24 protein-coding genes and 1 tRNA gene are annotated in these 22,434 nt (G+C 61.3%); 4 read left to right on the top strand and 21 right to left on the bottom strand.

All coding sequences use genetic code 11. The annotated features are described in order from the left end of the window. Positions 1-384: 4Fe-4S dicluster domain-containing protein (locus tag BTM36_RS06440; RefSeq protein ID WP_174616817.1), on the top strand; the 384-nt coding region annotated here is incomplete at its 5' end. Positions 385-447: 63 nt separating this feature from the next. On the opposite strand, the gene BTM36_RS06435 is transcribed toward BTM36_RS06440, so the two are convergent. The 21 genes from BTM36_RS06435 to BTM36_RS06335 all read right to left on the bottom strand — a co-directional run bounded on the left by BTM36_RS06435 (position 448) and on the right by BTM36_RS06335 (position 19,700). Next, positions 448-1,023, bottom strand: coding sequence for an NUDIX hydrolase (locus BTM36_RS06435; RefSeq protein WP_077235639.1), 576 nt, complete (start codon positions 1,021-1,023; stop codon positions 448-450). 117 nt (positions 1,024-1,140) lie between these two features. Next, positions 1,141-1,455 carry a DUF2818 family protein gene (locus tag BTM36_RS06430; protein WP_006712953.1) on the bottom strand — a complete coding sequence of 105 codons (315 nt, stop codon included), beginning with the start codon at positions 1,453-1,455 and terminating at the stop codon, positions 1,141-1,143. A 12-nt stretch (positions 1,456-1,467) separates the two neighbouring features. Then, positions 1,468-2,976 (bottom strand): NADH-quinone oxidoreductase subunit NuoN, encoded by a 1,509-nt coding sequence (gene nuoN, locus BTM36_RS06425; RefSeq protein WP_077235638.1) that lies wholly within the window; start codon positions 2,974-2,976, stop codon positions 1,468-1,470. A 158-nt stretch (positions 2,977-3,134) separates the two neighbouring features. Continuing rightward, complete coding sequence (locus tag BTM36_RS06420) at positions 3,135-4,625, bottom strand: NADH-quinone oxidoreductase subunit M (RefSeq protein WP_077235637.1); 1,491 nt, start codon at positions 4,623-4,625, stop codon at positions 3,135-3,137. Between the two features lie 22 nt (positions 4,626-4,647). Beyond that, positions 4,648-6,738: an NADH-quinone oxidoreductase subunit L gene (gene nuoL, locus BTM36_RS06415; protein WP_077235636.1), complete on the bottom strand. Its 2,091-nt coding sequence runs from the start codon at positions 6,736-6,738 to the stop codon at positions 4,648-4,650. A gap of 115 nt (positions 6,739-6,853) precedes the next feature. Then, entirely contained in the window at positions 6,854-7,162 is a 309-nt protein-coding gene (gene nuoK / locus BTM36_RS06410; RefSeq protein ID WP_006712949.1) for an NADH-quinone oxidoreductase subunit NuoK, read from the bottom strand. A gap of 18 nt (positions 7,163-7,180) precedes the next feature. After that, the gene (locus BTM36_RS06405) at positions 7,181-7,840 is read right to left on the bottom strand and encodes an NADH-quinone oxidoreductase subunit J (RefSeq protein WP_077235635.1); all 660 of its coding nucleotides are present in this window, start codon (positions 7,838-7,840) and stop codon (positions 7,181-7,183) included. 136 nt (positions 7,841-7,976) lie between these two features. Then, a complete protein-coding gene (gene nuoI / locus BTM36_RS06400; protein WP_006712947.1) occupies positions 7,977-8,465 on the bottom strand; it encodes an NADH-quinone oxidoreductase subunit NuoI in 489 nt (162 codons plus the stop codon). A 21-nt stretch (positions 8,466-8,486) separates the two neighbouring features. Then, entirely contained in the window at positions 8,487-9,557 is a 1,071-nt protein-coding gene (gene nuoH / locus BTM36_RS06395) for an NADH-quinone oxidoreductase subunit NuoH (RefSeq protein WP_006712946.1), read from the bottom strand. Between the two features lie 2 nt (positions 9,558-9,559). Then, entirely contained in the window at positions 9,560-11,887 is a 2,328-nt protein-coding gene (gene nuoG, locus BTM36_RS06390) for an NADH-quinone oxidoreductase subunit NuoG (protein ID WP_077235634.1), read from the bottom strand. A gap of 83 nt (positions 11,888-11,970) precedes the next feature. Continuing rightward, positions 11,971-13,266, bottom strand: coding sequence for an NADH-quinone oxidoreductase subunit NuoF (nuoF, locus tag BTM36_RS06385; RefSeq protein ID WP_077235633.1), 1,296 nt, complete (start codon positions 13,264-13,266; stop codon positions 11,971-11,973). Continuing rightward, the gene (gene nuoE, locus BTM36_RS06380) at positions 13,263-13,754 is read right to left on the bottom strand and encodes an NADH-quinone oxidoreductase subunit NuoE (RefSeq protein ID WP_006712943.1); all 492 of its coding nucleotides are present in this window, start codon (positions 13,752-13,754) and stop codon (positions 13,263-13,265) included. The genes nuoF and nuoE overlap by 4 nt, the downstream gene beginning before the upstream one ends. Before the next feature lie 92 nt (positions 13,755-13,846). Then, positions 13,847-15,100 (bottom strand): NADH-quinone oxidoreductase subunit D, encoded by a 1,254-nt coding sequence (locus BTM36_RS06375; RefSeq protein WP_006712942.1) that lies wholly within the window; start codon positions 15,098-15,100, stop codon positions 13,847-13,849. Next, on the bottom strand, positions 15,100-15,696 hold the full coding sequence (locus tag BTM36_RS06370) for an NADH-quinone oxidoreductase subunit C (RefSeq protein ID WP_039876418.1): 597 nt from the start codon (positions 15,694-15,696) through the stop codon (positions 15,100-15,102). The genes BTM36_RS06375 and BTM36_RS06370 overlap by 1 nt, the downstream gene beginning before the upstream one ends. Positions 15,697-15,705: 9 nt before the next feature. Then, entirely contained in the window at positions 15,706-16,182 is a 477-nt protein-coding gene (locus BTM36_RS06365; RefSeq protein ID WP_006712940.1) for an NADH-quinone oxidoreductase subunit B family protein, read from the bottom strand. Between the two features lie 3 nt (positions 16,183-16,185). Beyond that, complete coding sequence (locus BTM36_RS06360) at positions 16,186-16,545, bottom strand: NADH-quinone oxidoreductase subunit A (RefSeq protein ID WP_006712939.1); 360 nt, start codon at positions 16,543-16,545, stop codon at positions 16,186-16,188. A 119-nt stretch (positions 16,546-16,664) separates the two neighbouring features. Further along, positions 16,665-16,749, bottom strand: a tRNA-Leu gene (locus BTM36_RS06355). 109 nt (positions 16,750-16,858) lie between these two features. Then, positions 16,859-17,233 carry a preprotein translocase subunit SecG gene (gene secG, locus BTM36_RS06350; RefSeq protein ID WP_077235632.1) on the bottom strand — a complete coding sequence of 125 codons (375 nt, stop codon included), beginning with the start codon at positions 17,231-17,233 and terminating at the stop codon, positions 16,859-16,861. A gap of 82 nt (positions 17,234-17,315) precedes the next feature. Then, the gene (gene tpiA, locus BTM36_RS06345) at positions 17,316-18,065 is read right to left on the bottom strand and encodes a triose-phosphate isomerase (RefSeq protein WP_077235631.1); all 750 of its coding nucleotides are present in this window, start codon (positions 18,063-18,065) and stop codon (positions 17,316-17,318) included. Between the two features lie 102 nt (positions 18,066-18,167). Continuing rightward, positions 18,168-19,145, bottom strand: a complete 978-nt coding sequence (locus tag BTM36_RS06340) for an NAD(P)H-quinone oxidoreductase (RefSeq protein ID WP_077235630.1) — start codon at positions 19,143-19,145, stop codon at positions 18,168-18,170. Between the two features lie 27 nt (positions 19,146-19,172). Further along, positions 19,173-19,700 carry a winged helix DNA-binding protein gene (locus tag BTM36_RS06335; protein ID WP_006712932.1) on the bottom strand — a complete coding sequence of 176 codons (528 nt, stop codon included), beginning with the start codon at positions 19,698-19,700 and terminating at the stop codon, positions 19,173-19,175. Positions 19,701-19,911: 211 nt separating this feature from the next. On the opposite strand from BTM36_RS06335, the gene pxpB reads away from it, so the two are divergent. From pxpB to pxpA, 3 genes are read left to right on the top strand one after another with little or no spacing between them, the layout of a single operon-like run. Beyond that, positions 19,912-20,565: a 5-oxoprolinase subunit PxpB gene (gene pxpB, locus BTM36_RS06330; protein WP_077235629.1), complete on the top strand. Its 654-nt coding sequence runs from the start codon at positions 19,912-19,914 to the stop codon at positions 20,563-20,565. Next, positions 20,562-21,596, top strand: a complete 1,035-nt coding sequence (locus BTM36_RS06325) for a biotin-dependent carboxyltransferase family protein (RefSeq protein WP_077235628.1) — start codon at positions 20,562-20,564, stop codon at positions 21,594-21,596. Before pxpB ends, BTM36_RS06325 begins: the two co-directional genes overlap by 4 nt. A gap of 10 nt (positions 21,597-21,606) precedes the next feature. Then, positions 21,607-22,347, top strand: a complete 741-nt coding sequence (gene pxpA / locus BTM36_RS06320) for a 5-oxoprolinase subunit PxpA (RefSeq protein ID WP_077235627.1) — start codon at positions 21,607-21,609, stop codon at positions 22,345-22,347. The last annotated feature ends 87 nt before the right edge of the window (positions 22,348-22,434 follow it).

Here is a 22,434-nt window from a genome sequence, read left to right as displayed (position 1 = left end):
CATGCCGACCACGAATGCCTGCGCCCGGCCGCCGACTTTGCGCCGATCGCCTATCCCAAGCCGGATGGCAAGCTGACATTCGATCGCCTGTCTTCGGTCTTCATCTCCAATACCAACCATGGTGAAGACCAGCCCGCCCACCTGACGCTGAAGGACAAGGCCGTGCCGGTCCAGATCAATCTGGCCAAGTACGCCGGCCCGGAAGCACGCTACTGCCCGGCGGGTGTCTATGAATTCGTCAAGAATGAAGACAACACCGACCGCCTGCAGATCAACGCCCAGAACTGCGTGCACTGCAAGACCTGCGATATCAAGGACCCGACCCAGAACATCGTCTGGGTCACGCCTGAAGGCGGCGGCGGGCCGAACTACTCGGGCATGTAAGCACCCTGCCCCATCAGGACAAAAGCCGCATCCTCGGATGCGGCTTTTTGCATGTTGCCGTCGTCAGACGCCAGCCGGGCGTTGCGGCGGCGTCCAGCTACCGTTGACGATCTTCTCCAGCCAGAACAGGCCGATGACGGTCTTGACGTCGGTAATCTGGCCGTTGCGCACCTGTTCCAGCAAATCGGCAAGCGGCGCCTTGTAGACATCCAGGAACTCGCCCTCATCCAGTTCGCGCTCCCCTTCCTTCAGTCCACGTGCCAGGTAGAGCACCAGATGTTCGTCAGAATAGGCGATGGCATTGTGAATGGTGCAGACGTACTGCCACTCGGTAGCCGTATAGCCGGTCTCTTCCTTGAGCTCGCGCTTGGCACACTCCAGCGTATCTTCGCCCGGATCGATCTTCCCCGCCGGCACCTCGATGAAGACGCGATCCAGCGGATAACGGAACTGGCGCTCCATCAGCACGCTGCCGTCGTCGAACAAGGGCAGCACCGTCACGGCGCCGGGATGCTTGATGTATTCGCGCGTGCTTTCCTTGCCATCGGGCAGCACGATGGTGTCCTTCTGAACCTTGAGGAAATGACCTTCGTAGACCCGGCGGCTGTCTTTCTGCGTCTCTTTGAGGTGGGCGTCCATGATGTGAGCGTGGTGTGAAAGTGGTGGAATGAAATGGGGGGGTGGCCGCCGGACGAGGATGGCGGCTCCGATGTAAAAAAGGCGCCGATCCAGGATCGACGCCTCTTGCTGGCAGGTTCAGGCGTGCTGCTTGCGCAGGTAGCGCATCACGTAACCGGGATAGGCCAACACCAGGAACAGACAGCCGGTGATGGCATAGAATTCCCAGCCCTGCGAAAAGACGTTGCCGATACCTGCTTCCAGGAAATGTGCCACGACGCCCACGCCGAAATACAGCACCAGCAGCTCGATCAGCCGCACCCAGACCGGCTTGACCCAGGCGGCGTCGCGCTTGAGCGGGATGAGGCCGAACAATTGCTGGTTGAAAAAAGGCAAATTGGCCGCGAAGGCGGCCAACAGGATCACGATCCAGCTGAACAGGGAAACGTTCATTTCCCTGCTTCCTTACGCAACGACCTTGCTGAGGAAGGTCGCCAGCGTGCTGACGATGGCATTGGTGCAGGCATCCATCAGGTGACCCGGCCACAGGCCGATGGCCAGGGCAGCGATACCGTTCAAGCTCAGCACCACGCGCATTTCCGGTGTGGCGACGATCTTGGCGGTATCGGTCGGCTCATCGAAGTACATGACCTTGACCACACGGATGTAGTAGAAGGCACCGATCAGCGAGAAGATCACGGCCAGCACCGGCAGCCAGATCTGGCCGGTGGCCATGGCGGCCTGCAGCACGGACAGCTTGGCATAGAAGCCCACCAGCGGAGGAATACCGGCCAGCGAGAACATCATGATCATCATCACGGCAGCAAACCAGGGGCTGCGCTGATTCAGACCCTTCAAGTCTTCCAGGGTATCGGCCTCGAAACCGGAGCGCGACAGCAGGATGATCACGCCGAAGGAACCGAGTGTGGTGATCACATAGGTCACCGCATAGAACAGCGACGAGCTGTAGGCGTTCACGGCCGAGAACAGGTTGCCATCGACCACGCCGGACATCATGCCCAACAGCATGAAGCCCATGTGCGAAATGGTCGAGTAGGCCAGCATGCGCTTGATGTTGGTCTGAGCGATGGCGGTGACGTTACCCAGGATGATGGACAGCACGGCCAGCACCATCAGCATCTGTTGCCAGTCCACGGCCAGCGGCAGCATGCCTTCGACCAGCAGACGGAAGGTGATGGCGAAAGTGGCCAGCTTGGGAGCGGCACCCAGCAGCAGGGTCACAGGAGTCGGCGAACCCTGGTAGACGTCCGGCACCCACATGTGGAAGGGAACGGCACCCAGCTTGAAGGCCAGGCCAGCCACCACGAACACGATGCCGAACACCAGCGGAGTACGGTCAACGGTACCGGAGACGATGGCACGGAACACTTCGTTCAATTCCAGCGCGCCACCGGTCGCACCATACAGCATGGACATGCCGTACAGCAGGAAGCCGGAAGCCAGCGCGCCCAGGATGAAATACTTCATGCCGGCTTCGGTGGAAGCGGCGTGGTCACGACGCAGGGCCACCAGCGCGTACAGCGACAGCGACATCAGTTCCAGGCCCAGGTAGATGGACAGGAAGCTGTTGCCGGAAATCATGACCATCTGGCCCAGCAGGGCAAACAGCGCCAGGGCGTAGTATTCGCCGCCCAGCATGCCACCGGTGATGCCGCGCGCAGTGTTGTACTGGCGCGAGTAGATCAGCGTCACACCCACACCCAGGTAGGTGAACAGCTTCAACAGGTTGGCCAGCGGATCGGACACGAACATGTTGTTGAACGTGTAGACCGTCGCGCCGCTGTTGAGATCGACAAAGGTCAATACCGCGCACACCACCAGTGCCGCCAGGGACAGCAGATAGGTGATGACGCGCTTGCTTTCCGGCAGGAACATATCGATCAGCAGGATCGCGGAGGTCGCGATCAGCAGAAATATTTCCGGATAGACAGGGATCAGATTCATGTTATTCATTTAGTTACTACCGCTTGTGTTCGCCCGCTTGTGTCGCGACTTCCGGTCGCGCCGCCCGACCGGCAATGTCACACCGGCTCGTCTCGTTACTCGTTGTTGCCCAGCTTTCTGGCTGGCGGGACGCGAGCGCCCCGCCCTTCACATCTTTGTTGCGCAGATCAGTTGATCTTGGAGACCGCCACATGCTTCAACAGGTCGGTCACCGAAGTCTGGATGCTGTCGGTGATGATGCCGGGATAGATACCCATGACCAGGGTAGCAATGGCCAGCAGACCCAGGATGAAGAACTCGCGGGCATTCACATCGACCAGCTCGGCCACGTGGTGGTTGGTCACGGCGCCGAAGATGACGCGCTTGGCCAGCCACAGCGAGTAGGCCGCACCCAGGATCAGGGCGGTTGCCGCCAGCAGGCCGATCCAGAAGTTGAACTTCACAGCACCCAGAATCACCATGAATTCGCCAACGAAACCGGAGGTGGCCGGCAGGCCGCAGTTGGCCAGCGAGAACAGGATGAAGAAGAAGGCGAAGCGCGGCATCTTGTTGACCACACCACCGTACTGCGAAATCTCACGGGTATGCATCTGGTCGTACAGCACGCCGATACACATGAACATGGCGCCGGAGACAAAACCGTGCGAGATCATCTGCACGATGCCACCCTGCACTGCCATGTCGTTGAACATGAAGAAGCCCAGGGTGACGAAGCCCATGTGGGCGATCGACGAATAGGCCACCAGCTTCTTCATGTCCTGCTGCACCAGTGCCACCAGACCGATGTAGATCACGGCCACCAGCGACAGGAAGATCATGAAGCCGGACAATGCATGGCTGGCGTCAGGCAGGATCGGCAGCGAGAAGCGCAGGAAACCGTAGGCGCCAAGCTTCAGCATGATCGCCGCGAGCACGATGGAGCCGCCGGTCGGCGCCTGCACGTGGGCATCCGGCAACCAGGTGTGCACCGGCCACATCGGCACCTTCACGGCGAAGGCGGCCAGGAAGGCGAAGAACAGGATCTTCTGCTCCAGCATCGACAGCGGCACCTGATGCCAGGTCGGGATCTCGAAGCTGCCACCGGACACGTAGTACAGGTAGATCAGCGCGATCAGCATCAAGAGCGAACCCAGCAGCGTGTACAGGAACAGCTTGAAGGCTGCATACACGCGGTTGTCACCGCCCCAGACGCCCACGATGATGAACATCGGGATCAGGGTCGCTTCGAAGAAGGCATAGAACAGCATCGCATCCAGCGACGAGAAGACGCCGACCATGATGCCCGAGAGGATCAGGAAGGCGCCCATGTACTGAGCGACACGCTTCTGGATCACCACCCAGCCGGCCAGCACCACGATGACCGTGATGAAGGCGGTCAGCGGTACGAACCACAGCGAGATGCCGTCCAGTCCGAGGAAGTAGCTGATGTTGAAGCGGTCGATCCAGGGCGTCTTTTCGACGAACTGGTAACCGTGCGCCAGCGGATCGAAATGCTGGATCAGAGGGAAAGTAACGACCAGGCCGACCAGCGAACCGAACAGCGCCAGCCAGCGGCTGAGCGCCGGATTGCTGTCGCGGCCCAGTGCCAGGACGAGGATGCCGAAGACGATCGGTACCCAGATCGCAAGGCTCAAGATGGGAAATGTTGACTGCATCATGGTTGTTATTTACTCGGACAGCTTATTTGGCGAACGGGAACGGCATGAACCACACCAGGAAACCCAGCACCCCGATGATCATCACGAATGCATAGTGATAGATGTAACCGGACTGCCAGAGACGCGTGAATTTCGAGAACCAGCCAACAACCTTGGCGCTGCCGTTGACGAACAGGCCGTCGATCAGGCCACGGTCGCCCACGGTGGACAGGCCGCTACCCAGCAGGCGGGCACCGCCAGCGAAGACGACTTCGTTGAACTTGTCCATGTAGTACTTGTTGTCCAGGATGGTGTAGATGATGCTGAACTTTTCCTTGAACCAGGCCGGAACGCGCGGATTGATCATGTAGCAGTAGTAGGCCACGACCACACCTGCAATGGCCAGCCACAGCGGCGCACTGGTGAAGGCATGCAGCACCATGGCCACCGGACCGTGGTATTCGTGGGCCAGCTCTTCCATGACCTTGTGGTTTTCACCGAAGAAGATCACGCCCTTGAAGAAATCGCCATACAGCATCGGCGAGATCGCGAAGAAACCGACGATGACCGAGGGGATGGCCAGCAGGATCAGCGGCAGGGTCACCACCAGCGGCGACTCGTGCGGCTTCTGTCCAGGAGCCAGACCATGGTGATGTTCATCGTGGCCATGATCGTCATGGGCATCATGCGCGTGGTCGTCGTGCACGCCGTGGGCGGCAGCCGGTGCGTGATGCTCGTCATGTGCATGGGCCTGGCCGAAACGTTCCTTGCCATGGAAGACCATGAAGTACATGCGGAACGAGTAGAAGGCGGTCACGAACACGCTGGCCAGCACGGCGAAATAGGCGAAGCCCGAACCCGGCAGGTGCGACTCGGCTGCGGCTTCGATGATCGAATCCTTGGAGTAGAAGCCGGAGAAGAACGGAGTACCGATCAGGGCCAGCGAACCCAGCAGCGAGGTGATCCAGGTGATGGGCATGTACTTGCGCAGGCCGCCCATGTTGCGCATGTCCTGATCGTGGTGCATGCCGATGATGACCGAGCCCGCACCCAGGAACAGCAGCGCCTTGAAGAAGGCGTGGGTCATCAGGTGGAACACGGCCACCGAGTAGGCCGACGCACCCAGTGCGACAGTCATGTAACCCAGCTGCGACAGCGTGGAGTAGGCCACGACGCGCTTGATGTCATTCTGCATGGTGCCCAGGAAGCCCATGAACAGCGCCGTGATGGCACCGATCACGAGGATGAAGGACAGTGCGGTATCGGACAGTTCGAACAGCGGCGACATGCGGGTCACCATGAAAATACCGGCCGTCACCATGGTCGCTGCGTGGATCAGCGCGGAAATCGGGGTCGGACCTTCCATCGAGTCCGGCAGCCAGACGTGCAGCGGGAACTGCGCCGATTTACCCATCGCACCCACGAACAGGCAGATGCAGGCCACGGTCAGCAGCATCCAGTCGGTACCCGGCAGGGTCAGCGTGGCCAGTTCGGCGCGCTTGGCGAAGACTTCGTTGTAGTTCATCGAACCGGCGTAGGCCAGCAGCAGGCCGATACCCAGGATGAAGCCGAAGTCACCGACACGGTTGACCAGGAAGGCCTTCATGTTGGCCTTGATGGCGGTCGGACGGGTGTACCAGAAACCGATCAGCAGGTAGGACACCAGACCCACCGCTTCCCAACCGAAGAACAGTTGCAGGAAGTTGTTGCTCATGACCAGCATGAGCATGGAGAAGGTGAACAGCGAGATGTAGGAGAAGAAGCGGTTGTAGCCCTCATCCTCGGCCATGTAGCCGATGGTGTAGATGTGGACCATCAGGGAGACGAAGGTCACCACGCACATCATCATCGCGGTCAGGCTGTCGACCATGAAGCCGATCTCCAGCTTGAGACCTGCCACCGTCATCCAGTTGTACAGCGTACCGTTGTAGGTGGCGCCATCCAGCACTGCGAGCAGGGTCTGGATCGAGATGATGGCGGCGATCAGCACGCCGAGGATGGTCACAGTGTGCGACACCTTGCGGCCAACCACGTTGCCGAAGAATTTGGTACCCAGCAGACCGGCGATGGCCGAGCCTGCCAGCGGCGCCAGGGGTACAGCAAGAAGAAGATGTGGGTTAAGTTGCCCAGCCATGATGAACCTTATCGCTTATTGGCTGCCCCGCTTGCACCATCTGCTGCAAGGGGGCCTCCCATCTTTAAATGAAATCCAAACCAGAACGCAAAAACAGGATGCTGCGGATGCCGACTCAGCCCTTGAGGCTATCGAGGTCTTCCACGTTGATGGTATCCAGGTTACGGAACAGCACCACCAGAATCGCCAGACCGATCGCGGACTCAGCCGCGGCCACGGTCAGGATGAAGAACACGAAGATCTGTCCGCCCGCGTCACCGAGGTAATGCGAGAAAGCAATGAAGTTCATGTTGACCGCCAGCAGCATCAGCTCGATCGCCATCAGCAGCACGATGATGTTCTTGCGGTTCAGGAAAATACCGACGATCGAGATCGCGAACAGGATCGCGCCGATGATCAGGTAGTGGGAGAGCGTGATTGCCATGATTCTTGTTCGCCCTTCTTAAGATTGTTGACCGGCGGCCGGCTTGTCGGCCACGACGGCGGCATCGGTGGCCGGCGCGTTGCGGGTGGATTCGGCCGGCATGCTGACCAGACGCACGCGGTCCGATGCCTTGACCTTGACCGCCTGGGCCGGGTCGAAGTACTTGCTGTCCTTGCGCTTGCGCAGGGTCAGTGCCACTGCGGCGACGATGGCCACCAGCAGGATCACGGCGGCGATTTCGAAGGCGTACACGTATTCGGTGAAGATCAGCTTGCCCAGCGGCTTGGTCTGGCCCAGCGTGTCGGATGCGGCCGGCACCTGCGATTCGGACACCCAGAAGCTGCGCAGCAGGACCGCGGCCATCTCCAGCACAATGATCACGCCGATGGTGGCAGCCAGCGGGAAGTAACCCCAGAAGCCTTCGCGCAGCTTGTCCAGGTTGATATCGAGCATCATCACCACGAACAGGAATAGCACCATCACCGCGCCGACGTAGACCAGCACCAGCACGATGGCCAGGAATTCGGCCTTGAGCAGCATCCAGAGACCGGCTGCCGAGAAGAAGGACAGCACCAGGAACAGCGCGGCATGCACCGGGTTGCGGGCCGTGATGACGCGTACGGCGGCAATCACCAGGATCACCGCGAACACGTAGAACAAGACAGTTTTAAATTCCATAATCAACCAGAAGTTGGTTCATTCAATCAGCACGGGGGGCCGCAGCTACGGCCATCCCATCGCAATACATCCAACAGATTCCTGCCAGCCTTCCACCACCCTGCCCGGCCGCCTTCAGGTGGCCCGGCAGTACCGATCAACGGTAGGCGGCGTCAGCGGCGCGGGCGGCGGCGATTTCGTTTTCGTAACGGTCGCCCACTGCCAGCAGCATTTCCTTGGTGTAGTACAGGTCGCCCCGCTTTTCACCGTGGTATTCCAGGATGTGCGTTTCAACGATCGAGTCGACCGGGCAGGATTCTTCGCAGAAACCGCAGAAGATGCACTTGGTCAGGTCGATATCGTAGCGGCTGGTGCGACGGGTACCGTCGGCACGCTGCTCGGATTCGATGGTGATGGCCATCGCCGGGCAGACCGCTTCGCACAGCTTGCAGGCGATGCAGCGTTCTTCACCGTTGGGGTAGCGACGCAGTGCGTGCAGACCACGGAAACGCGGCGACATCGGTGTCTTTTCCTCGGGGAATTGCACCGTGATCTTGCGCTTGAACAGGTAGCGACCGGTCAGGGCCAGGCCCTTGAACAGCTCGCGGAGCATCAGGCTGCCGAAAAAATCCTTAATAGCTTCCATTTTTAGCCTCAGCCTTCCAACTTATTTCCAGATATTCCACGGCGACTGAATCCAGATCGCCACGACCACCAGCCACACCAGGGTCAGCGGAATGAACACTTTCCAGCCCAGACGCATGATCTGGTCATAGCGGTAGCGCGGGAACGATGCGCGAATCCACACATACAGCGACAGGAAGAAGAAGGTCTTCAAGCCCAGCCAGATCCATCCCGGGATGAAATCCAGCGCCGATACCGGAGCCGACCAGCCGCCAAAGAACAGCAGTGCGGTCAGGATCGAGATCAGGATCATCGCGGCGTATTCCGCCAGGAAGAACATGGCGAAGGACATGCCCGAGTATTCAATCATGTGACCGGCCACGATTTCGGATTCACCTTCCACCACGTCGAACGGGTGACGGTTGGTCTCGGCCACGCCGGAGACGAAGTAGATCACGAAGATCGGCAGCAGCGGCAGCCAGTTCCAGGACAGGAAGTTCAGACCCATGCTGGCGAAATGACCGGTAGTCTGGCCCATGACGATGTCAGTCATATTCAGGCTGCCCGAGACCATCAGCACCACCACCAGGCAGAAGCCCATGGAGATTTCGTAGGACACCATCTGTGCCGAAGCGCGCATGGCACCCAGGAAGGCGTACTTCGAGTTGGAGGCCCAGCCGGCGATGATGATGCCGTAGACTTCCATCGAGGTGATGGCCATCAGGTACAGCAGGCCGGCGTTGACGTTGGCCAGCACGTGCTCGGGCGAGAACGGCACCACAGCCCAGGCGGCCAGCGCGGGCATGATGGTCATCACCGGGGCCAGGTAGAACAGCGCCTTGTTGGCCTTGGACGGAGTCGAGATTTCCTTGAAGATCAGCTTGACGGCGTCAGCGATAGGCTGCAGCAGACCGGCAGGGCCGACGCGGTTCGGGCCCAGACGCACGTGCATCCAGCCGATCAGCTTGCGCTCCCAGTAGGTCATGTAGGCCACGCAGACCAGCAGCGGCACCATCACCACCAGGATCTTGACCAGCGTCCACACCAGGGTGAACAGGGTCGGACCCAGGTAGGCCGGGCCTACGTTGTTGATTTGGGCGATCAGGTGATCCATTTTTACGCTTTCTCCACGACGATTGCGCCAAACATGCCGCCCAGTGCAGCGGTGGAGGCGTGCGCAGCAGCGACGCGGACCACGTTTTCCGGCAGTTTCTTATCGATGGCTGCAGTCAGCGCAGCGCTGCCGGAGCCTTGCTTGACCTTGACATGGTCGCCTTCGGCCACGCCCAGCTTGGCCGCCAGCACAGCCGACAGCCATGCCTTGGGCGCCTGGCCATCGCGGGTTTCCAGCAGCGGTGCGGAACGACGGGCAACGGCGTCGGCGAAGTAGATGGGCACATCGGCCACGCGTTCCACGCTACCAGTGGCAGCAGCAACTGCCTGCAGCTGCACGGAGGCAGTGTTGTTCAGGCGGGCCGACAGGTCGGTTTCCTTGCCCAGCAGCTCATCGCGGATGGATTCGGAAGTCTCGTAGTCGAAGTTTTCCAGCTCCAGCAGGTTACCCAGCACGCGCAGAACCTTCCAGCCTGGACGCGCATCGCCGGCCGGCTTGACGGTACCGTTGAAGCTTTGTGCACGGCCTTCGGCGTTGACGAAGGTGCCGGAGGTTTCGGTGAACGGAGCGATCGGCAGCAGGACGTCGGCGTAGTCGGCACCATGCTTGAAGGCCGACATGACCACGACCATCTCGGCCTGGTTCAGGGCAGCACGCGCGGCTTGCGGGTCATGGCTGTCCAGTTCCGGCTCGGCGTTCAGCAGCAGGTAGGCCTTGCGCGGCTGTGCGAACACGGCGGCAGCGTTGGCGCCCTTGCCCGGTGTCGGTACGGCGTTGGCCAGGTAGCCACCGACGGCGTTGCCGCCTTCGGTCAGCACACCCAGCTTGGCACCGGTCTGTTCAGCGATCCATTGGGCCGCAGCGTGCAGTTGTGCAGCTTGCGGATGCTGGACGGCGGCATTGCCCAGGAACACGGCGCGGCCTTCGCCCGACAGCAGGCTGGCGGCGGTGGTCTTGGCTGCATCGGAGGCGGTCACGCCGGCATAAGCGGCGGGAGCAGCCACGCCCTTGGCTTCGGCCACGGCCACGGCCACTTCGGCCAGGGCGGACAGCCATGCCGAAGGACCGGCGATGATCTTGTTGGCCACCGGCATCAGCAGGTCGTCGTCGGTCGCGTGCAGCACGCTGAGCTTGGCACCGCTCTTGACGGACTGGCGCAGGCGGGCCGACAGCAGCGGGTGGTCCTTGCGCAGGAAGGAGCCGATCACAAAGACGCGGTTCAGCTGCGAGAACTCGACGATGGACATGCCCAGCCACGGCTTGACCTGGCCATCCAGAGCGAAGTCGGACTGACGCAGGCGGAAGTCGACGTTGTCCGAACCGACACCGCGCACCACCTTCTGCAGCAAGTTCAGTTCTTCCAGCGTGGAGTACGGGGTACCCAGTGCGGCGATGGCATCGGCACCATGTTCATGACGGATGTTGCGCAGGCCGTGGGCAACGTATTCCAGCGCGGTCTGCCAATCCACTTCCTGCCACTTGCCGTCTTGCTTCAGCATGGGCTTGGTCAGGCGCTCGGCGCTGTCCAGGGACTCATAGGAGAAACGGTCCTTGTCGGAGATCCAGCACTCGTTGACTTCTTCGTTCTCGAAGGGCAGCACGCGCATGACCTTGCCGCCCTTGACCTGGACGATCAGGTTGGCGCCGACGCTGTCGTGCGGGCTCACCGACTTGCGACGCGACAGTTCCCAGGTACGGGCGCTGTAGCGGAACGGCTTGGAGGTCAGGGCACCGACCGGGCACAGGTCGATCATGTTGCCCGACAGCTCGGAGTCCACGGTCTTGCCGACGAAGGTGGTGATCTCGGAGTGTTCACCGCGACCCAGCATGCCCAACTCCATCACGCCGGCCACTTCCTGGCCGAAGCGCACGCAGCGGGTGCAATGGATGCAGCGGTTCATTTCCTTCATGGAGATCAGCGGACCGACGTCCTTGGGCTCCACGACACGCTTTTCTTCGTGGTAGCGCGAGGAAGAACCGCCGTAACCGACGGCCAGATCCTGCAGCTGGCACTCACCACCCTGGTCGCAGATGGGGCAATCCAGCGGGTGGTTGATCAGGAGGAATTCCATCACGCCCTTCTGGGCTTTGACGGCCTTGTCGCTGGCGGTGCGCACGATCATGCCGTTGTTCACGGGCGTGGCGCAGGCAGGCAGCGGCTTCGGGGCCTTTTCGACCTCGACCAGGCACATGCGGCAGTTAGCCGCGATGGACAGTTTCTTGTGATAGCAGAAGTGAGGGATGTACGTGCCGATCTTGTTGGCAGCGTCCATGACCATGCTGCCTTCCTGCACTTCAACCTTCTTGCCGTCTATTTCGATTTCAACCATGGCTGTTTGCCCAAGCTAAATATTCTTTGCCAACGATACCGGCGGAAGGCTCATCGCATTCCGCCCGGCATCCCCTGCCCTGTTCAGATGTATGCCGGAACCAGGCAGTGTTTGTGCTCGATGTGGTACTCGAACTCTTCACGGAAATTCTTCACGAACGCGCGTACCGGCATGGCCGCTGCATCACCCAGCGCACAGATGGTGCGCCCCTGGATGTTGTCGGCCACCGAGTTGAGCACGTCCAGATCTTCCATCTTGCCGTGACCATTCTCGATACGCTCCACCATGCGGTACATCCAGCCGGTGCCTTCGCGGCACGGCGTGCACTGGCCGCAGGATTCTTCGTAGTAGAAGTAGGACAGGCGCAGCAGCGACTTGACCATGCAACGGGTCTCGTCCATCACGATCACCGCGCCCGAACCCAGCATCGAGCCGGCCTTGGCGATGGCGTCGTAGTCCATGGTGGTGTCCATCATGACATCGCCACGGATCACCGGAGCGGACGAGCCGCCAGGAATGACTGCCTTGATCTTCTTGCCGCCGCGCATGCCACCTGCCAGTTCCAGCAGGGTGGAGAACGGCGTGCCCAGCGGGATCTCGTAATTGCCCGGACGCTCGACGTCGCCCGAGATCGAGAAGATCTTGGTGCCGCCGTTGTTGGGCTTGCCCATCTCGGCGTAGGCCTGCGGGCCTACCTGGAAGATGAACGGCACGGCTGCAAAGGTCTCGGTGTTGTTGATGGTGGTCGGCTTGCCGTACAGGCCGAAGCTGGCCGGGAAAGGCGGCTTGAAGCGCGGCTGGCCCTTCTTGCCTTCCAGCGATTCCAGCAGCGCCGTTTCTTCTCCGCAGATGTAGGCACCATAACCATGGTGCGCATGCAGCTGGAAGCTGAAGCCGGTACCGAGGATGTTGTCGCCCAGGAAGCCGGCGGCGCGCGCCTCTTCCAGAGCAGCCTCGAAGCGCTCGTACTCGGCGAAGATCTCGCCGTGGATGTAGTTGTAGCCGACGGTTATACCCATCGCGTAACCGCCGATGATCATGCCTTCGATCAGCGCGTGCGGATTGTAACGAATGATGTCGCGGTCCTTGAAGGTACCCGGTTCGCCTTCATCTGTATTGCAGACGAGGTACTTCTGGCCCGGGAACTGGCGGGGCATGAAGCTCCACTTCAGGCCGGTCGGGAAACCTGCGCCACCGCGACCACGCAGGCCGGAGGCCTTGAGGTCGGCGATGACTTTTTCGGGCGTGATCTTGTCGTTGAGGATGCGCTTGAGCGACTCATAGCCGCCGCGCTTGACGTAATCCTCGAGGTGCCAGTTCTCGCCATTCAGGTCGGCGAGGATCAGCGGTTTGATGTGGCGGTCGTGCAGGCAGGTCATTTCTTCAGTTCCTCCAGCAGCGCGTCGATCTTTTCGTTGGACATCCAGCTGCACATCTGATGGTTGTTGACCAGCATGACCGGTGCGTCGCCGCAGGCGCCCATGCATTCGCCTTCCATCAGCGTGAACTGGCCGTCGGCCGTGGTTTCACGATAATCGATGCCCAGCTTGTGCTTCAGGTGATGGGCGGCGCGTTCGCCACCCGACAGCAGACACGGCAGGTTGGTGCACACGGTGATCTTGTGCTTGCCCACCGGGCTGGTGTTGAACATGTTGTAGAAGGTCGCAACTTCCTGCACAGCCACGGCGGGCATGCCGATGTAGTCGGCGATTTCCTGCTGCAACTCGGCCGGCAACCAGCCATGTTCCACCTGGGCGATACGCAGTGCGGACATGACCGCAGACTGGCGTTGATCCGCCGGGTATTTCGCGAGTTCGCGATCGATCTTCTTAAGGGCTTCTTGACTTAACAGCATATCGTTGGCCATCCATGCGCATCATTACTGCGCGGTTATTGGATATTCCCCAAACCTGACGGGCTTCTCATCGAAGCCCGCCTTGACTCTTACTCTCGTTCGACTTACCGGTCGATTTCCCCGAACACGATGTCCTGGGTACCGATGATGGTGACCGCGTCGGCAATCATGTGACCCTTGGCCATTTCGTTCAGGGCCTGCAGGTGGGCAAAGCCCGGGGCGCGGATCTTCAGGCGGTACGGCTTGTTGGCACCGTCCGAGACCAGGTAGACACCGAACTCGCCCTTCGGGTGCTCGACGGCGGCATACGCTTCGCCGGCAGGCACGCGGAAACCTTCGGTAAACAGCTTGAAGTGGTGGATCAGGTCTTCCATGTTGGACTTCATGTCCGCACGCTTCGGAGGAGCGATCTTGTGGTTGTCGGTGATGACCGGACCCGGGTTGTTGCGCAACCATTCCACGCACTGCTTGATGATGCGATTCGACTGGCGCATTTCAGCCACGCGCACCAGGTAACGGTCGTAGCAGTCGCCGTTCTTGCCCACGGGGATATCGAAATCCATCAGGTCGTAGACTTCGTAGGGCTGCTTCTTGCGCAGGTCCCAGGCGATGCCCGAGCCACGCAGCATCGGACCGGAGAAACCCATCTGCAGCGCACGTTCCGGCGAGACCACGCCCACGCCCACCAGACGCTGCTTCCAGATACGGTTATCGGTCAGCAGGGTCTCGTATTCATCGACATAGGTCGGGAAACGGTTGGTGAAGTCTTCGATGAAGTCCAGCAGCGAACCCTGACGGTTTTCGTTCAGTTCGCGGATGGCCTTCTCGTTGCGCACGATCGAAGCCTTGTACTGCGGCATGCTGTCCGGCAGGTCGCGATAGACGCCACCCGGACGGTAGTAGGCCGCGTGCATGCGGGCGCCGGAAACGGCTTCGTAGCAGTCAAAGAGGTCTTCGCGTTCGCGGAAGGCATACAGCAGCACGCCCATTGCACCCACGTCCAGCGCGTGCGCGCCGATCCACATCAGGTGGTTCAGCAGGCGGGTGATCTCGTCGAACATCACGCGGATGTACTGCGCGCGCAGCGGCACTTCCAGACCCAGCAGGCGCTCGATGGCCAGCACGTAACCGTGCTCGTTGCTCATCATCGAGACGTAGTCCAGGCGGTCCATGTAAGGCACGGACTGCAGGAAGGTCTTCTGCTCGGCCAGCTTTTCGGTGCCACGATGCAGCAGACCGATATGGGGGTCGGCGCGCTGGATGACTTCACCGTCCAGCTCCAGCACCAGACGCAGCACACCGTGCGCGGCCGGGTGCTGGGGACCGAAGTTCAGCGTATAGTTTTTGATCTCTGCCATTATTTGATCCCGTAGTTTTCTTCACGAATGATGCGCGGAGTAATCTCGCGCGGCTCGATCGTCACGGGTTGATAGATGACGCGTTTCTGTTCGGCGTCGTAGCGCATTTCGACATAGCCCGACACCGGGAAGTCCTTGCGGAACGGGTGGCCGATGAAACCATAGTCGGTCAGGATGCGGCGCAGGTCGGGGTGGCCGTCGAACAGGATGCCGTAGAAGTCGAAGGCTTCACGTTCGTACCAGCCAGCCGAATTCCAGATCGGATCGACCGATGCCACGATGGGCAGATCGTCATCCGGTGCGAACACGCGCACACGCACACGCCAGTTGTGCGCAATCGACATCAGGTGCGACACCACGGCAAAGCGCGGGCCTTCCCAGGCGCCGTCGCCATAGGTCGAATAGTCCACGCCGCACAGATCGAGCAGCTGCTCGAAGCGGGTATCGGCATGGTCGCGCAGAACGCGCATGGCCGACAGATAGTCGGCCGCCTTGACCACCACGGTGACTTCACCGAGGGCCACGGTCAGATTCTGAAGATACCCTCCAAGCGCATTACGCAGGGCGGCTTCGAGAGTTTCCAATTTTGTCGTCATACTGCCCTCTTAGCGCGCGATGGTGTTGGTGCGCTTGATCTTGTTCTGCAGCTGGATCACGCCATACAGCAGCGCTTCAGCCGTTGGTGGGCAACCAGGAACGTACACGTCCACCGGCACGATGCGATCGCAACCGCGCACCACCGAGTAGGAGTAGTGATAGTAACCACCGCCATTGGCACAGGAGCCCATGGAAATGACCCAGCGCGGCTCCGGCATCTGGTCGTAGACCTTGCGCAGTGCCGGCGCCATCTTGTTGCACAGGGTGCCGGCCACGATCATCAGGTCGGACTGGCGCGGCGACGGACGGAACACCGCACCGAAGCGGTCCAGGTCGTAACGCGAAGCACCGACGTGCATCATTTCAACCGCGCAGCAGGCCAGACCGAAGGTCATGGGCCACAGGGATCCGGTACGGGTCCAGTTGATTACCTTATCCAGCGAGGTGGTAACAAACCCCTCATTCAATACGCCTTCAATAGACATGGCTTACTCCCAATCCAGGGCACCCTTTTTCCAGATGTACCAAAATCCGACAACAAATTCAGCGATGAAGACCATCATCGTGACGAAACCTTGCCAGCCCAGCTCACGCATGGACACGCCCCAAGGGAAGAAGAAGGCGGTTTCCAGATCAAACAGGATGAACAGGATGGCGATCAGGTAGTAGCGCACATCGAACTTCATGCGCGCATCTTCGAATGCTTCGAAACCGCATTCGTAAGGAGAAGTTTTTTGAGCGTCCGGCTTGTGCGGACCGAGAAGACGACCGAGGAGCTGGGGAGCGACACCGACACCGATGCCGACAAGAATAAACAGGAGGACTGGGAAGTAATTTTCGAGGTTCACGATTGGCCGCTATGCGTTGGTTTATCGATGGGAATGATTCTCAATATCAATCAGAAACTTCCTCGACAAAAAGCCAGCTCAGGCACTAGGACCTTCGCTGGCTTTTCATTTCATTTCTATGGTGCCGACGACGAGACTCGAACTCGTACAGCTTTCGCCACTACCCCCTCAAGATAGCGTGTCTACCAATTTCACCACGTCGGCCTGAGACTGCTATTGTACCTTCATTTGTTACTCTTGTTCAATGCACAATCAGCTAAAAAGAAAGATTCTTCTATGTTTATTCCGGGATTATTCCAGAATGCGCAAAGGCTTATTTCGGAATCTGATTCGACTGGTCGGCCGGCTTGGCAGCATCAGCCGGAGCAGCAGGAGCCGCCGGCGCAGCTTGTTGGGCAGGAGCGGCCGGCGCCTGCAGATTATCCATCACGCCGCCGCTTTGCGCTACGTGATGATTGCCGATGAAAGTCAGACCCAGGGTCGCGACGAAGAAGATGCCGGCTGCCACGGCGGTCGACTTGGACAGGAAGTTCGACGACCCGGTGGCACCAAACAGGCTGCCGGACGCGCCGGAGCCAAAGGCTGCCCCCATGTCGGCACCTTTACCGTGCTGCAACAGCACCAGACCGATGATCGCCAGCGCCGCCAGCACCTGAACTACAACCACAACCAAAAACAAAGTATTCATTTAAACAAGTCCACTCTTGATGTTTCAATTGCCCGCTGCCGAAGTATCCCTTCCGCAACTGACAAACCCCTTACTCTACCCTTCAGGCCGCCGCGTTGACGATGGCCAGAAAATCCGTTGCCTTCAGTGCCGCGCCGCCGATGAGACCACCATCGATATCGGCCATGGCCAGCAATTGCTGCGCGTTGTCCGGCTTCATGCTACCGCCGTACAGGATGCGCACCTTGGCGGCTGCCTCGGCACTCTTGGCACCCAGGCGTGCACGCAACATGGCATGTACTTCCTGCGCCATTTCCGGCGTCGCCGTCTTGCCGGTGCCGATGGCCCAGACAGGCTCGTAAGCCACCACGATGCGCGCCGCATCCTCAACGCTCAAGGCCGTCAGCACCACATCGAGCTGACCACCCACGATTTCATTGGTCTGGCCGGCCTCACGCTGCTCCAGCGTCTCACCCACGCAGACCACCGGCACCAGGCCGGCACTCAGCGCTGCCACCGTCTTGGCCGCCACCGCTGCGTCGGATTCACCATGGTAGGCGCGACGCTCGGAGTGGCCGAGGATGACGTATTGCACGCCAAATTCCTGCAACATCGATGCCGACACCTCACCGGTATAGGCACCTGAGGCGTGGGCCGACATGTCCTGCGCGCCCAGCGCCACGGCCGAACCGGCGACGGCGCCCTGCACCTGTGCCAGATAAGGTGCCGGAACACATACCGCGACGTCGCAGACAGCGGCCGGCAGGCCTTCCTTGATGCCGGCCACCAGGGCCGCATTGGCAGCCAGGCTGCCGTTCATTTTCCAGTTACCGGCTACAAGTTTGCGACGCATAGGCTGTGTTCTACGAGATGGGTGTCAATTTGGATAACCTCGTATTGTAGCCGGTTGCTGTAAAGGCGGTCAAACCGGACCGCCCGAGCTTCACCTGCGCGCCTACAGTTCCAGCATGATCTTGCCGATGTGGGCACTCGATTCCATCATCGCGTGCGCCTGGGCCGCCTGTTCCAGCGGGAAGCGCTGGTGGATCACCGGCTTGATCTTGCCGGCCTCGATCAGCGGCCAGACGTGCTGACGCAGATTGGCCGCAATGGCCGCCTTGAACGCCACCGGGCGCGGGCGCAAGGTCGAACCGGTGATGGTCAGGCGACGACGCATCACCTGCCCCATGTCGAGCTGCCCCTTGGCACCGCCCAGCTGGGCGATGAAGACCAGCCGACCATCGTCGGCCAGCGCCTTGATCTCGCGTGGCAGGTAATCCCCACCGACCATGTCCAGGATGACATCCACCCCACGCCCACCGGTCAATTCCTTGACCACGGCCTCGAAATCCTCGGTCTTGTAGTTGATGGCGCGCTCCGCACCAAGCTCTTCGCAGGCCCGGCACTTGTCGGCACTGCCGGCGGTGGCGAACACGCGATGCCCCAGGGCGCGGGCGATCTGGATGGCCGTGACGCCGATCCCGGACGAACCGCCCTGCACCAGCAGGGTTTCCTCGCCCGACAGTTGACCCCGGTCGAAGACATTGCTCCAGACCGTGAAGTAGTTTTCCGGCAGCGCGGCCGCCTCCAGGGCGCTCAGGCCCTTAGGTACCGGCAGACACTGCGCCAGCGGGGCCGCACAGTATTCGGCATAGCCGCCACCCTGCACCAGCGCGCAGACCAGGTCGCCCAGCCTGAAGCCGCTGTCGCCCAGCTCACCGGCCACGATCTCGCCGGCCACTTCCAGGCCAGGCAGGTCGGAGGCGCCCGGCGGCACCGGATAGTTGCCGGTACGCTGGAACACGTCCGGACGGTTCACGCCGGCGGCATGCACCTTGATCAACACTTCACCGGGCTTCAACTCCGGCACCGGGCGCTCGCAGGGCTGCAATACCTCGGGGCCGCCAAATTCCTTGATTTCGATTGCTCGCATGGGTCCTGTCCTTGATCGATAGTGGGTTCAGAGCGACGCCGCGGCGCGCGCAGCCGTGTCATAGAGCCCGGAGGCATTGCGCAACAGCTGGGCCGCCTGGCCGATGTCATGATTGGAGACGCCGCTTTCGGCCTGGGTCTCGATGAGGCAGCGCTCGCGCACCTCACGGTAGCGCATGCACAGCGCCTGCCCCTCGGGCGTGGTGGAAAACAGCAGTTCCTTGCCGGCCTTCTCGCTCTGCACCAGACCGGCCTTCACCAGCTTCTTCAATGCATAGGTGACCACGTGGGTATCTTCGACGTTCAATACGAAGCAGATGTCAGCCAGCTTCTTCTTGCGCTCGCGGTGGTTCACGTGATGCAGCAGGGAGACTTCGATGGCCGTCATGTCCTTGGCGCCGGCGGCCGACATGCAGCGCACCATCCAGCGGTTGAAGGCGTTGCCCGCCATGATCAGTCCGTATTCCAGTTCGGACATCTCGGCACTGCGCTCGGAAACCAGATGCTGGGAAGAGACGATCTGGGGTGCGTTGGAAGGTGGGTTGGGCTGGTTCATCAGGGCAAGTTCAGTCACGACAAAATGGCAACACTATATCGCAAAGCAAAATAAATAATTTATCGACACATTGTCTGTATTTTGCGCGGAAGGTAATATCGGCATCCAGGTAGTCGCCTTAAATTTACAAGCCGACAAGAACTGCCGCCGATTCACGCGCCGACGCCATCACGGGCCGATCGCCTCATCCATACCGAGCAACAACAAGAACATGCAGCCCCCGAAGATTCATCCGCTAGGCGACAGCGCGCTGCTCTGCAGCCTGCCCGCGCCTGCAAGCCTGCCCCAGCAGCAGCGCATCTGGAACCTGGCCCAATTGGCCGCCCAATGGGACGAAGTCAGCGAAGTGGTCCCCGGCATGAACAACCTGACCCTGTTCCTGCACCGCCCGGTGCGTGACCTGGACACCTTGCGCGAACGCATCACGCAAGCCTGGCCCGGCCTGCATGCCAGCCGCTACCAGGGCCGCGTGGTCGAGATCCCGGTGGTCTACGGCGGCGATGCCGGCCCCGACCTGGAGAACGTGGCGCGCCACACCGGCCTGTCCAGGGAGGAAGTGATCCGCCGCCATAGCGCCGGTGACTACGTGGTCTATTTCCTCGGCTTCATGCCGGGCTTTGCCTACATGGGTGGCCTGGCCCCGGAACTGGCCACGCCACGCCACACCACCCCGCGCATGACCATTCCTGCCGGTTCGGTGGGCATCGGCGGCGAGCAGACCGGCGTCTACCCGATGCCCTCGCCCGGTGGCTGGCAGGTGATCGGCCAGACCGCCCTGCACCTGTTCGACCCGGCCCAGGAACCACCGACGCTGCTGCGTCCGGGCGACCATGTGCGCTTCACCGTGGAAAGGATCGACGCATGATCGAGATCCTCCAACCCGGCATGCTGGCCTCGGTACAAGACCTCGGACGCCCCGGCCATCGCAGCCAGGGCATCCATCCCGGTGGCGCCCTCAACGCACTGGCCCTGGCCAGCGCCAACCTGCTGGTCGGCAATGCGCCCGGCGCCGCCGGCATCGAGATCACCATGGGCCTCTGCGAACTGCGCTTCGGTCGCGCCACCCGCATTGCACTGGGCGGTGACGATATCGGTGCCACGCTCGACGGCAAACCGATATCGGCCTGCTGGAGCCTGCCGGTCAGCGCCGGCAGCGTGCTGCGCCTGGCCCCGGTGGCGTCCGACCTGCCGCAGCACCCGGCGCGCCACAGCATGCGCAGCTACCTGGCGGTGGCCGGCGGCATCGATGTGCCCGTGGTCCTGGATTCGCGCAGCACCGACCTGAAAGCCGGCTTCGGTGGGCATCAGGGACGCGCCCTCAAGCGTGGTGACAAACTCGCGGTCGGCGACGACCAGGCCGCCCTGCGCGCAGTCAGCGGCCCAGCCTTCGGTGTCCGCGCCCCCGATTGGAGCCGCAGCGACCTGCCAGCGCATCAGCGCGGCGGGCATATCACGCTGCGCGTCTTGCCCGGCCCCGAGATCGAGGAATTCACCAAGGCCGCACGCGAAGCCTTCTGGTCCACGCCCTGGCGCATCACCCCCAGCAGCAACCGCATGGGCTACCGGCTGGAAGGCGAAGAGCTCAAGCGCAAGCACGCCCGCGACATGCTCTCCCATGGTGTGGTACCGGGCGTGATCCAGGTGCCGCCTTCGGGCCAGCCCATCATCCTGATGGGTGACGCCCAGACCACCGGAGGCTATCCCAAGATCGGCGTGGTCATCGGCGCCGACCTGTGGAAGCTGGCGCAGGCACCGCTCAATGCCACCCTGCGGCTTGAGCCCTGCACCCTGGAACAAGCCCTGCTCGCGGCCGAGCAACAGCAGCGCTATCTCGATACCATCCGCGATACCGTGGCGGCGCTGGACTGGTCGCGCGCCACGCTCTACAAGAAATGAGGATTACGCCATGCACATCGACCTGAATGCCGATCTCGGCGAAGGCTGCGACACCGATGAAGAACTGCTGACCCTGGTCAGCTCGGCCAACATCGCCTGCGGCTGGCATGCCGGCGACGCCGCCACCATGCGCCGCTGCGTGCGCTGGGCAATCCAGAACCACGTCGCCATCGGCGCCCACCCCAGCTTCCCCGATCGCGAAAACTTCGGCCGCAGCACCATGCACCTGCCGCCCGAGGAAATCGTCAGCGGCATGCTCTACCAACTCGGTGCACTGGACGCCATCGTGCGCGCCGAAGGCGGCCGCCTGCGCCACGTCAAGCCGCATGGTGCGCTCTACAACCAGGCCGCCAAGGATGCCGTGCTGGCCAACGCCATCTGCGCCGCCATCCGCACCTTCAATCCGGAACTGAGCCTGGTTGGCCTGGCCGGCAGCGAACTGATTGCCGCCGCCCGTCATGCCGACCTCAATGCGGTGGAAGAAGTCTTCGCCGATCGCGCCTATGAGCCCGACGGCAGTCTGGTGGCGCGCAGCAAGCCGGGTGCCATGATCGAGAACGATCAGGATGCCATCGCCCAGACCCTGATGCTGGTCCAGCAGAAGCAGGTCAAGGCCGTCGACGGCAGCCTCGTCAGCGTGAACGCCCAGACCGTCTGCCTGCACGGAGACGGCCCGCATGCGCTGGATTTTGCGCGGCAGATCCGCGCCCGCCTGCATGAAGAACGCATCGCCGTGCGTGCCGCGGCCTGAACAGCTTGTCGGCGCTAGCGCGCCTCACGAATTGCCCGGTCCTCCGGACAAATTGCAGTACCCATAACAATTAGAAATGTCGAAGCT

Origin of the sequence: Herbaspirillum sp. VT-16-41 (assembly GCF_001994935.1) — a bacterium.
Taxonomy (GTDB): domain Bacteria; phylum Pseudomonadota; class Gammaproteobacteria; order Burkholderiales; family Burkholderiaceae_D; genus Herbaspirillum; species Herbaspirillum frisingense.
The sequence above is the reverse complement of the archived record's forward strand: the minus strand, read 5'-3'. Positions and strand labels throughout refer to the sequence as shown.